The 12493-nt window shown below is 31.2% G+C and carries 8 protein-coding genes; 3 read left to right on the forward strand and 5 right to left on the reverse strand.

Annotation, left to right across the window (positions count from 1 at the left end):
• Positions 1 to 24: 24 nt before the first annotated feature.
• The 5 genes from ilvN to H9I45_RS09445 all read right to left on the reverse strand — a co-directional run bounded on the left by ilvN (position 25) and on the right by H9I45_RS09445 (position 7053).
• Positions 25 to 555 carry an acetolactate synthase small subunit gene (gene ilvN / locus H9I45_RS09425; RefSeq protein WP_088354829.1) on the reverse strand — a complete coding sequence of 177 codons (531 nt, stop codon included), beginning with the start codon at positions 553 to 555 and terminating at the stop codon, positions 25 to 27.
• A gap of 88 nt (positions 556 to 643) precedes the next feature.
• Entirely contained in the window at positions 644 to 2377 is a 1734-nt protein-coding gene (gene ilvB, locus H9I45_RS09430; protein ID WP_088354828.1) for a biosynthetic-type acetolactate synthase large subunit, read from the reverse strand.
• Between the two features lie 101 nt (positions 2378 to 2478).
• Positions 2479 to 4155, reverse strand: coding sequence for a dihydroxy-acid dehydratase (ilvD, locus tag H9I45_RS09435; RefSeq protein ID WP_088354827.1), 1677 nt, complete (start codon positions 4153 to 4155; stop codon positions 2479 to 2481).
• A 475-nt stretch (positions 4156 to 4630) separates the two neighbouring features.
• Complete coding sequence (gene leuB / locus H9I45_RS09440) at positions 4631 to 5752, reverse strand: 3-isopropylmalate dehydrogenase (protein WP_088354826.1); 1122 nt, start codon at positions 5750 to 5752, stop codon at positions 4631 to 4633.
• Positions 5753 to 5877: 125 nt separating this feature from the next.
• The gene (locus H9I45_RS09445) at positions 5878 to 7053 is read right to left on the reverse strand and encodes a 2-isopropylmalate synthase (RefSeq protein WP_088354825.1); all 1176 of its coding nucleotides are present in this window, start codon (positions 7051 to 7053) and stop codon (positions 5878 to 5880) included.
• A gap of 132 nt (positions 7054 to 7185) precedes the next feature.
• Between H9I45_RS09445 and H9I45_RS09450 the strand changes: the two genes are divergently transcribed.
• The 3 genes from H9I45_RS09450 to H9I45_RS09460 all read left to right on the forward strand — a co-directional run bounded on the left by H9I45_RS09450 (position 7186) and on the right by H9I45_RS09460 (position 12491).
• The gene (locus H9I45_RS09450) at positions 7186 to 8745 is read left to right on the forward strand and encodes a hypothetical protein (RefSeq protein WP_088354824.1); all 1560 of its coding nucleotides are present in this window, start codon (positions 7186 to 7188) and stop codon (positions 8743 to 8745) included.
• Between the two features lie 312 nt (positions 8746 to 9057).
• On the forward strand, positions 9058 to 11496 hold the full coding sequence (gene thrA, locus H9I45_RS09455) for a bifunctional aspartate kinase/homoserine dehydrogenase I (RefSeq protein WP_088354823.1): 2439 nt from the start codon (positions 9058 to 9060) through the stop codon (positions 11494 to 11496).
• A gap of 74 nt (positions 11497 to 11570) precedes the next feature.
• The gene (locus tag H9I45_RS09460) at positions 11571 to 12491 is read left to right on the forward strand and encodes a homoserine kinase (RefSeq protein WP_088354822.1); all 921 of its coding nucleotides are present in this window, start codon (positions 11571 to 11573) and stop codon (positions 12489 to 12491) included.
• Positions 12492 to 12493 lie beyond the last annotated feature (2 nt).

Below are 12493 nucleotides of genomic sequence, written 5' to 3' on the forward strand. Positions count from 1 at the left end.
AAATCTTTACTCTTTAATCTATTTTTAGTTGTTGTATGTTTCTAATAATGTTGAAATTTTCATTTCGTCTTTAGATATTGCTATTAATCCTGAACGTGTGTATTGCATAATTCCAAAAGGACTTAATTCATTGTAAAGTTCAATGATTTCTTCTTTTTTACCAGATTTTTCCAATACAAAGAATTCTTTGTTAACAGTAACAATTCTAGCATTACTTTCTTTAATTATATTCTGAATTTGACGTTCTTCAAACAATAATTCAGATTTAATTTTAAACAATCCAGAAATTTGATAAATAATTTCGTCTAAATCGTGATAATATGCCTTAATAACCTCTACTTGTTTCTCTATCTGACCAATGATTTTCTTAACATTATCTTCAATCATATTTACAACAATAGTAAATTTAGCAACCCCTTCAATTTCAGATGGAGAAATATTTAAACTCTCTATATTGATGTGTCTTCTTTGAAATATTGCTGAAATTCTATTCAACAATCCAATATTATTTTCAGTATAAACTGATATGGTAAATAATTGTTTTTCTGTACTCATACTTTTAAGTTCAAGGTTTAAAGTTTAAAGTTTCAAAGTTGCCACTCTTCTCTTTAATCTTTGTTCTCTATTCTTTTCTCTAATTTTATTACTCTAATCTTACGTCTGAAACACTTGCTCCTGTAGGAATCATTGGAAATACATTTCCTTCTTTTTCTACACAAACCTCTAAAAAGTATGCTTCTTTACTTTCCATCATTTCTTTAACAGCTTCTGCTAAATCTTCTCTTTTTGTAACTTTTCTTGCTTTGATATAATAACCTTCTGCAATTGCCACAAAATTAGGATTTATCATTTCTGTAGATGCATAACGTTTCTCAAAAAATAGTTGTTGCCATTGACGCACCATTCCTAAAAAATCGTTATTTAAAACCACCACTTTTACAGCAGCTTTTTGCTGAAAAATAGTTCCTAATTCTTGAATTGTCATTTGGTAACCTCCATCACCTGAAATAGAAACCACTTCACGTTCTGGCGCAGCCATTTTTGCTCCAATTGCTGCTGGCAAACCAAAGCCCATTGTTCCTAATCCACCAGAAGTAATATTACTTTTCGTTTTATTGAATTCTGCATATCTACAAGCTATCATTTGATGTTGACCAACATCTGATACAATTGCTGCGTTTCCTTTACTCTGAATATTTATTTCTTTTAAAACTTCACCCATTGTTAAACCTTCTTTGGTTGGATGTAAGTCGTCTTTTATTACTTTGTCGTATTCAATAGCATATAAATCTTTAAATTTTTGATGCCATTCTGAATGAGAATTACTATTAATTAAAGGCAAAACAGCTTCTAAAGTCGCTTTTGCATCGCCTAAAACTGCAACATCTGCCTTTACGTTTTTATTTACTTCTGCAGGATCAATTTCAAAGTGAATTACTTTTGCTTGTGTAGCATATTCATCTAATTTTCCTGTAACTCTATCATCAAAACGCATTCCGATTGCGATTAAAACATCACATTCATTTGTTAGGACATTTGGTGCATAATTTCCATGCATTCCAACCATACCAACATTTAAAGGATGTTTTGTAGGAATTGCTGAAGCTCCTAAAATTGTCCATGCAGCAGGAATTCCTGCTTTTTCAATTACTGCTTTAAATGCTTCTTCTGCCTTCCCTAAAATTACTCCTTGCCCCCAAACAACTAATGGTTTCTTTGCTTCATTAATTAACTTTGCAGCAGCTTCTAAAGAACCTTCTACTGTTTTAGGAATTGGAACGTAACTTCTAACTTTCGTGCACTTTTCATAAGAAAAATCGAATTTTTCTATTTGAGCATCTTTTGTTATATCAATTAAAACTGGCCCTGGTCTTCCACTTCTTGCAATGTAAAATGCTTTTGCAATTGCTTCTGGAATGTCTGCTGCTTTTGTAACTTGACAATTCCATTTTGTAACTGGCGTAGAAATACCAACTATATCTGTTTCTTGAAACGCATCACTTCCTAACAAATGAGAAAAAACCTGCCCAGTAATACAAACCATTGGTGTAGAATCTATCTGTGCATCTGCAATACCAGTTATTAAGTTTGTTGCTCCAGGTCCAGAAGTTGCCATTGCAACTCCAACTTCACCAGAAATTCTTGCATAACCTTGTGCAGAATGTGTTGCACCTTGCTCATGACGTGTTAAAACATGGTGAATTTTATCTTGATATTTATACAATTCATCATAAACAGGCATAATTGCGCCTCCTGGATAACCGTATAAAATCTTAACTCCTTCTTCTATAAGACATCTAACAATTGCCTCACTTCCAGAAATATATTCTGTAGTTTTAGTAGCTTTATCTGTGTTTTTTATGGTTTGTGTTTCCATATATTTTTATTTTTAGATGAAAGAAAAGAGATAAAAGAATAAAGATTTTTCCAATCTGTCTCTTTTTTCTTTTCTCTTGCTTCTTTTTTCTGTTTTCTTAATTACAAATCAGTTACACAACCTTTTGAAGCTGATGCTACTGATTTTGCGTATTTATATAAAATTCCTTTGTTGTGTTTTAGTGCTGGCTCAACCCATTTCGATTTTCTTTCTGCCAATTCTTCATCAGAAAGTAAAACGTTTATAGAGTTATCTTCTGCGCTAATTCTAATTTTATCGCCAGTTTCTAACAAACCAATTGTACCTCCAGATTGTGCTTCTGGTGTAATATGTCCGACCACAAAACCATGGGTTCCTCCAGAAAAACGACCATCTGTAATTAAAGCTACAGATTTTCCTAAACCTGCTCCCATAATTAAAGAAGTTGGTTTTAACATTTCTGGCATTCCTGGTCCTCCTTTAGGTCCAACATATCGAATGACGACTACATCTCCTCTTTCTACTTCTCCGTTAGAAATCCCGGTATTTGCTGCTTGTTCACCATCATAAACCACAGCTTTTCCTTCAAATAATAAACCTTCATTTCCAGAAATTTTGGCTACAGCTCCTTCTGTTGCAAGGTTTCCATATATAATTTGAATATTTCCTGATGATTTTAATGCTTTATCTTTTGGATAAATTACATCTTGATCTTCAAACTCCATTGCTTCTACATTTGCTAAATTTTCTGCTAAAGTTTTACCTGTAACAGTCATACAATCTCCATGTAAATAACCATTGTCTAATAAATATTTCATAATTGCTGGTGTTCCTCCAACTCCATGAACATCTTCCATTAAATATTTTCCAGATGGTTTTAAATCTGCAATTAATGGCGTTCTATCTGAAACTCTTTGAAAATCTTCTAATGTAAATTCGATATCTGCAGCGTGTGCAATTGCCAAAAAGTGTAAAACTGCATTTGTAGAACCACCTAAAGCATTTACAATTGCAATTGCATTTTCTAAAGATTTTTTAGAAATGATATCTAAAGGTTTTAAATCTAATTCTAATAAATTTTTTATTGCTAAAGCTGTTCTTTCTGCTTCCGATAATTTATTCGGATTTTCAGCAGGAATAGACGAATTGTAAGGCAATGCAAAACCCATACATTCAATAGCAGAAGCCATTGTGTTTGCAGTGTACATTCCTCCACAAGCTCCAGCTCCTGGAATTGCTCTTTTTATAATTTCTCTGTATTCTTCTTCTTCTATTTCTCCTGCAACTTTTTGCCCTAAAGCTTCAAAAGCAGAAACAATATTTAATTTTCTTCCTTTATAATTTCCAGATGCAATTGTTCCTCCATACATCATAATTGACGGACGATTTAATCGCAACATTGCAATAACTGCTCCTGGCATATTTTTATCGCAACCAACCACAGAAACCAATGCATCGTAACTTTGTGCATTCATAACTGTTTCTATAGAATCTGCAATAATATCTCTGGAAGCTAATGAATAATTCATTCCAGAAGTTCCCATTGAAATTCCGTCTGAAACACCAATTGTATTGAATCCTAAACCGACTAAACCTGCAATTTTAGATTCCACTTTTACTTCTGCTGCCAAATTGTTTAAGTGCATGTTACATGGATTACCATCGTAACCTGTACTTGCAATACCAACTTGCGCTTTGCTCATATCTTCATCCGACAAACCAACTGCATATAACATTGCTTGAGATGCTGGTTGAGATTCGTCTTGTGTTAATCTTTTGCTGTGTTTATTTAATTCCATTTACTGTTTTGTTCAATTTGTTGTCTAAATTACTATGTTTTTACATTTTTGTTAAATAATCTTCATTATAAACCTTTAAATTCAGGTATTCAAAAAAACACTTAACTATTTGATTTATTGTTACTTAACTACTTCTTATTATGATGTTCAAATGTTGAAATATTTCCATAAAAAAACCTTCCATTTTACAGGAAGGTTTGCTTTATAAAATATATAAATACTACTTCCTTATCATGTCGTAATAATTACGATGACAATAATAATAGAAATAATATTTGATAATTGGTTTCTCATTTGAATGACAAATATTGAAATTATTTATTTAATAAAACTAATAAATAATTACTTTTTTAATTTTCTTCTATTTGCCAGCAAACAAGTTTAGCCCAGATTGAACGGTTTGTTTGAGCTCTTTTTTATTCTTTTTTGAATAAAAAAAGCGAGTAGTGAAAGCTGGAAATGGCTCCAAAAAAAATTAAATAATAGTGCTTTGCCCTGCGTGAATATTCATAAAGTTAATATTACTATCTTCTTGATTTAGAATATAATCTGAAATAAAATCTCCAACTTTAGAAGTTGCTGCTGGGTATTTATTTTTCCCTTTTATGTCTTGGGTAGATATGTTTAAGTCCAAAGATTTTTCTACAGCTCTCTTAATTGCATCTGCTTCTTCCTCTAAACCAAAATGCTCTAACATCATAGCTGCAGACAAAATTGACGCTAAAGGGTTTGCAATATCTTTGCCTGTTGCTTCTGGAAAAGTACCATGAACTGGCGCAAATAAAGCATTATCTTCTCCTATTGAAGAGGATGCCAACAAACCAATTGAGCCCGAAATTACACTTGCTTCGTCTGAAATTATATCTCCAATAAAGTTTTCTGTAAGAATTACATCGAACTTTTTTGGGTTTAAAATTAACTTCATTGCTGCATTATCTGCATACATGTGTTCTAACTCTACGTTTTTGTATTGTTTTGCAATTTCTGTAACCGTTTTTCTCCACAATTTCGAAGTTTCTAATACGTTCGATTTGTCGATTAAAGTCACTTTATTTCTTCTACTTTGAGATGCTTTAAATGCTAAATGTGCAATTCTTGAAATCTCGTCAACAGTGTAAGAACAAACATCGTAAGCGCTTTTGCCATCTTTGCTTGTTTCTTTTTTTCCGAAGTAAATTCCGGCTGTTAATTCTCTAAAAATAAGAATATCTGTTCCTTTAATTATTTCTCTTCTTAAAGGCGAATTTTTAATTAATTGATCGTACGCTTTTACAGGATTTATGTTGCTAAAAAGATCTAATTCTTTTCTTAATCGCAATAAACCTTGTTCTGGCCTAATTCTTAATGATGGATCGTTATCGTATTTTGGATCGCCAATTGCTCCAAATAAAATTGCATCTGCATTTTTACAAATTTCAATTGTTTTTTCTGGTAATGGATTTCCTGTTGCATCTATTGCACAAGAACCCATTTGAGCTTCTTTGTATAAAAAAATATGATCGTACACTTCTGCAACTGCATCTAATGCTTTTTTTGCTTGATTGGTTACTTCTGGCCCAATACCATCTCCTGGAATTACTGCTATTGTGTATTTCATATACTATTTTTTGAAGAATTGATCTTAAAAATCAAAGGTAGCTGCTAATTTACTAATAAGTTGGTTGATTAAAAAATACTACAACTACCTATGAAGACAAAGTTTATTTTCGAATTTCTTTAAGATTAAGCAATGGATATTTTAGAAATTTTATTCACTTCTTTCATTATTTGATGAATATCTTCATCTTTTACTTCTTTTTGTTTATCTGCAGTTTCTAAGAAAGAAGTATATGCACTATCTAATTGAATTTTGGTTAATTCGTAACCAATTTTTTTAGCTCTGTAAGCCAATGCTGCTCTACCACTTCTTGCTGTTAAAACAATTGCGCTTTCGGTAACACCAACATCTTCAGGATCCATAATTTCGTATGTTTCTCTATTTTTTATAACTCCATCTTGATGAATACCAGAACTATGAGCAAATGCATTTGCACCCACAATTGCCTTATTTGGTTGCACTGGCATTCCCATACTTTCGCGAACCATAATAGAAGTATCGTACAATAATTTTGTATTGATAGATGTCTCTAAGTTTAAATATGGATGTTGCTTTAACACCATTACAACTTCTTCTAAAGCTGTATTTCCTGCTCTTTCTCCAATTCCGTTTATGGTACATTCTATTTGACGAGCACCATTGATAACGCCTGCAATTGAGTTTGCAGTTGCCATTCCTAAATCGTTATGACAATGACAAGAAAGAATTACATTTTCGATACCTTTTACGTTTTCACGCAAATATTTCATTTTTGCACCATATTCTTCTGGCAAACAATATCCTGTTGTATCTGGAATATTCAACACAGTTGCACCTGCTTTAATAACTTCCTCGCAAACTCTTGCTAAAAACTCATTGTCTGTTCTACCAGCATCTTCCGCATAAAATTCGATATCTTCCACAAAAGATTTTGCATAAGAAACCGCTTTTACTGCACGTTCTATTACTTTTTCTCTTGTTGAATTAAATTTGAATTTTATATGAGAATCGCTCGTTCCAATTCCTGTATGAATTCTTGGATGTTTTGCAAATTTTAATGCTTCTGCAGCAACTTTAATATCGTTTTCTACAGCTCTGGTTAGCCCACAAACTGTAGCATTTTTTACAATTTTTGCAATTTCAGAAACAGATGTAAAATCCCCTGGACTAGATACTGGAAAACCAGCTTCAATTACATTAACACCCAACAAATCTAATCGCTCTGCAATCACTAATTTCTGTTTTGTATCTAACTTACAGCCTGGAACTTGCTCTCCATCTCTTAGTGTTGTGTCGAATATTTGAACTTGATTGTCTTGCATAATTTCTGAAAAGATTATCTTTATTATAAATCAAATATATATCTTGCATTTTCAAATACATTATAAATTTACATTTTAGTACGATTTCTAAGGGATTTTAAATATATGTAATTATTTGATTTTAAGATATTTATGAACAAAAGCACTACATTAGCCAATCAACAAAATGATGCACTTTTCGTGTTGATTAAATCTTTAACTAAGTCAGAAAAGAGGCAATTTAATCTCTATGTTGGTAGATTAGATGGAAATGTAGATGCGAAATTTTTCTCTCTTTTTAAATTTTTAGAAAAATTAAAAATTTACGATGAAAAGGTAATTATTGGAAGTGGAATTGTCTCTAAACAACAATTATCTAACTTAAAAGCACATTTATACAAGCAAATATTAATTAGTCTACGACTAAATCCTGCACATAAAAATATAAGAATTCAAATTCGTGAACAACTAGATTTTGCCACAGTTTTGTATCAAAAAGGTTTGTACAAACAGAGTTTAAAACTACTTGATAAAGCAAAAAATTTAGCGATTGAATATGAAGAAAAAAATATTGCTTACGAAATTGTAGAACTCGAAAAAGTAATTGAAACACAATATATTACAAGAAGTTTAAGCAACAGAGCAGACCAACTTTCTGTACAAGCGAAAGAGCTCAGTCAGCAAAACGTAATTGCCAGTAAATTATCTAATTTATCGCTTCAATTATATAGCCATTTATTACAAAATGGATATGTAAAAAATGAAGAAGAATTACAATTTGTTAACAATTATTTTGAAGATCGTTTGCCAAAATACAAATATGAAAAATTAGGTTTTAGAGAGCGCTTATGGTTATATAAAGCACATTTATGGCATAGTTTTTTAGTGCAAGATTTCTTACAGAGTTACAAATACGCAAATAAATGGGTAGATTTATTTAAAGAAAATCGCAAGCTTATTATTTTGCATCCTGTTTTTTATTTAAAAGGAATAAATTATCTATTGGAGGCTTCCTTTTTTGTAAAAAAAGCATCTAAATTTAAAGAAGAATTAGCCATTTTTGAAGAAGAAGTGGAAGCTAAAAAAATTCCTCTAAACACAAATACCGAACTTTTAATTTTTCAATATTTATACGCCAATAAACTTCATTTACACTTTTTAGAAGGCACTTTTGAGCAAGGTGAATATTTAGTAGAAATTATCAATAAAAAAATTGAAAATTATAACCATAGATTAGACAACCATTATGTGGTTATGTTCTATTATAAAATTGCTTGTTTGTATTTTGGAATGGGTAAAAACGAACTCTGTATTGCTTATTTACAGAAAATAATTCGTAATAAAATTGGCTCTGCAGAAGATTTACAATGTTTTGCGCGTGTTTTAAATTTAATTGCTCATTACGAATGTGGTTTGGATTACGATTTAGAAAGACAATTTATAGATACGTATAAATTCTTACTTAAAATGGAAAACTTACAAGAGGTACAAAAAGTGTTCTTGACTTCCATAAGAGATTTAAGCGATGTTTTTCCACATGAAATAAAAAATGAATTTAAGAAAATTCATACCAAATTAAAGAAGTTCGAAAATCATCCTTATGAAAAAAGAGCATTTTTATATTTAGATATTTTGTCTTGGTTAGAAAGTAAAATCCAAAACAAACCAATTTCTCTAATTATTAAAGAAAAATCACGTCAACTCTCTAAATAATATCAAATTTTAAATTTATGTTACCTGTTTTTATCAATATGATATAAATTCAACAAAAACATAAAATAAACATAAATTAGTATCTTCTAATTGAATATTTCTAATATTTTTGCCTTGTGAATAATCCAATAATACATACAAATTTAAGCAATGCTATTTCTTTAGCAGGTATTATTATTGGCACAACTACAACAATTACCCTTTAGGGGTTCATTATATTTCATATCAACTTAGGTCATTTATATTGTTTCAAATAATTTTGAAACAGTTCTATTAAAAAATTAATTTCACAGAATATTTATTCTTAAAAAGATGAAAGTATTAAAATTCGGCGGTTCTTCTGTCGCAAATTCAGAAAACATAAAAAAGGTTTTATCAATTATTGAAAAAACTTCAGAAACATCTAAAATTGCAGTGATAGTATCTGCTTTCGGAAAAACTACAAATGCTTTAATTGAAGGTGCTAATTTAGCTGCTGCAAAAAACGAAGACTATAAAACCGTTTTAGAGAAGTTAGAAGCGCATCATTTTAAGGTAATTTCAGATTTAATTCCTTCAGAAAATCAACCTGAAGTTATTGAGTATGTAAAAGAACTCTTCAATCATTTAGAAACTATTTACGAAGGTTGTTTCTTATTGCAAGAATTAACGCCAAAAACATTGGCAACAATATCAAGTTTTGGTGAGTTATTATCTTCTTATATTATTGCAAAAGCTGCAAATAGTAATTTTGAAACAGGTTACAAAGATAGTAGAGAACTAATTATTGCTTCTGATAATTACCTAAACGCAAGCGTAAATTTTGCAGAAACAAATAAAAATATTGAAGCTTTTTTTGATGGAAATCAGAAACAGGTTACACTTTTACCTGGTTTTGTAGGAAGAACAATTGAAGGAAAAACGACAACTTTAGGACGTGGAGGATCTGATTATACTGCTGCAATTATTGCTGCTGCTGTAAATGCGGAAGAATTACAAATTTGGACGGACGTTTCTGGAATGTTTACTGCCAACCCAAGTGTTGTAAAACAAGCGTTTCCTATTCCTCATATTTCGTATCACGAAGCAATGGAATTGTCTCATTTTGGTGCGAAAGTTATTTATCCGCCAACCATTCAACCAGTTCTGAAAAAGGAAATTCCTATTTGGATTAAAAACACATTTAAGCCAGAAGAAGAAGGAACTTTAATTGCACAAGAAACAAGCAATAACAAGCCTGTTAAAGGAATTAGCCATATAGAAAACATTACTTTAATTACGTTAGAAGGAAGTGGAATGGTTGGAATTCCTGGTTTTTCTAAACGTTTATTTGAAGCGATTTCTTTTCATAACATCAATATTATTTTAATCACACAAGCTTCGTCAGAATTATCTATTTGTATTGGTATTGCTGATGAAGATGCACAGAAAGCGAAAGCAGTAATTGATGAAACTTTTGAGTTTGAAATCGAAAAGCAAAAAGTAAATCCTGTAAAATTAGAACAAGACTTATGCATTATTGCTTTGGTGGGAGATAATATGAAAAATCACCAAGGTTTAAGCGGACAAATGTTTAGCTCTTTGGGAAAAAATAATGTGAATATTAGAGCAATTGCACAAGGTTCTACAGAGAAAAACATTTCTGCAGTAATTAATAAAAGTGATGCAAAAAAAGCTTTAAACACATTACACGAACAATTTTTTGAAGAAAAAATTAAACAAATAAACCTTTTCGTTACTGGTGTAGGTAATGTTGGTGAGCGATTTTTAGCGCAATTAGACCAACAGAAAAAACACTTAAAAAATAATTTAAAACTAAAAGTTCGTGTGATTGGTTTATCCAACTCTAGAAAAATGGTTTTTGATGAAAAAGGAATCGATTTAAAAAACTGGAAAGAGCTTTTAGAAAACGGAGAACCAACAAGTTTAGAGAAGTTCTTTAACAAGACAAAGGAATGTAATTTAAGAAATAGTGTTTTTGTAGATAATACTGCAAACCAAGCTGTTTCCGAAGTTTATGAGAACTATTTAAGACAAAGTATTGGTGTTGTAACTTGTAATAAAATTGCATGTGCTTCTTTGTTAGACAACTATAAAACGTTGAAAGAAGTTTCAAGAAGATACAATGCTCCATTTTTGTTTGAAACGAATGTTGGTGCAGGTTTACCAATTATAGATACTTTAAAAAACTTGATTAATTCTGGTGATAGAGTTCATAAAATTCAGGCAGTATTATCTGGAAGTTTAAACTTTGTGTTTAATAATTTTAATGAAAAGTCAACTTTTCATGATGTTGTGGAACAGGCACAAAAAGAAGGTTATACAGAGCCAGATCCAAAAATTGATTTAAGTGGAGTTGATGTTGCCAGAAAAATTTTAATTCTTGCCAGAGAAAGTGGTTACGATTTAGAATTAAGCGATATTTCTAAAAACGCTTTTCTTCCTGAAGAAAGTTTAAACACTTCTAATAATGATGATTTCTATACTTCTTTAACAAAGAACGAAGCACATTTTCAACAAATATTTAAAGAAGCAAATGACAAAAATTGTCGTTTAAAATATGTCGCAGAATTTGCAGACGGAAAAGCAAATGTTGGTTTGCAACACATTCCTTCAGACCATCCTTTTTATAATTTAGAAGGAAGTGATAATATTGTTTTATTTTTCACAGATAGATATCCAGAAAACCCTTTAATTATAAAAGGTGCTGGAGCTGGTGCAGATGTTACTGCTTCAGGTATTTTTGCTGATATAATTAGAACTACTAAATAAGTATTCAGTTAACAGTTTCAGTTGGCAGTTTGTTGCTGACTGAAAACTGCGACTGAAAACTGAAAACTGAACAAATGGATTATTTAAAAATATTTTCTCCTGCAACTGTTGCCAATGTTTCCTGCGGATTCGATTCTATGGGTTTTGCTGTGGATGCAATTGGTGATGAAATGACGTTTACAAAAACAGCTGAAAAAGGAGTGAAAATCACCAATATTACTGGTGCAGATTTAACCTACGATGTTGATAAAAATGCAGCAAGTGCAGTTGTAAAAAAGATATTATTAGATGCAAAAGCCAATTTCGGAATTGAATTAACCATCCATAAAGGATTTTCTCCTGGAAGTGGTTTGGGAAGTTCGGCTGCAAGTGCTGCTGGTGCTGCTTTTGGTGTAAATCAGTTTTTAGAAAATAAATATTCTGAATTAGAACTCACTAAATTTGCGATGTTTGGCGAAGAAGTTGCTTGTGGAACTCCAATTGCCGACAATGTTGCAGCAGCAATTTATGGAGGTTTTGTACTCGTAAGAAGCTACGAACCTTTGGATATTATAAAATTGCCAGTTCCAGAAAAATTGAGAGTGGTAGCTATTCATCCTCAAATTGAAGTAAAAACCAAAGATGCCAGAGAAGTTTTGCCAAAAGAAATCCCATTAAAAGATGCAATTACTCAATGGGCAAATGTTGGTGGTTTGGTTAGTGGATTGTACACAAATAATTACGAGTTAATCAGTAATTCTTTGGTAGATCTAGTTGCAGAACCTGCCAGAAAATCTTTAATTCCGTTTTTTGATGAAGTTAAAGAAAGTGCCATAAAAGCTGGAGCATTAGGTGCAGGAATTAGCGGTTCTGGCCCAACAATTTATGCTTTATGTAAAGGGGATGAAATTGCAGAAAAAGTGCATAGTGCTATTAATGAAACGTATAAAAATACTGGAATTGAATTCGAGATCTTTATCTCAAAAGTGAATCCAGCAGGAATGAAAATATTATAAAA

It is taken from the genome of Polaribacter haliotis (assembly GCF_014784055.1).
Taxonomy (GTDB): domain Bacteria; phylum Bacteroidota; class Bacteroidia; order Flavobacteriales; family Flavobacteriaceae; genus Polaribacter; species Polaribacter haliotis.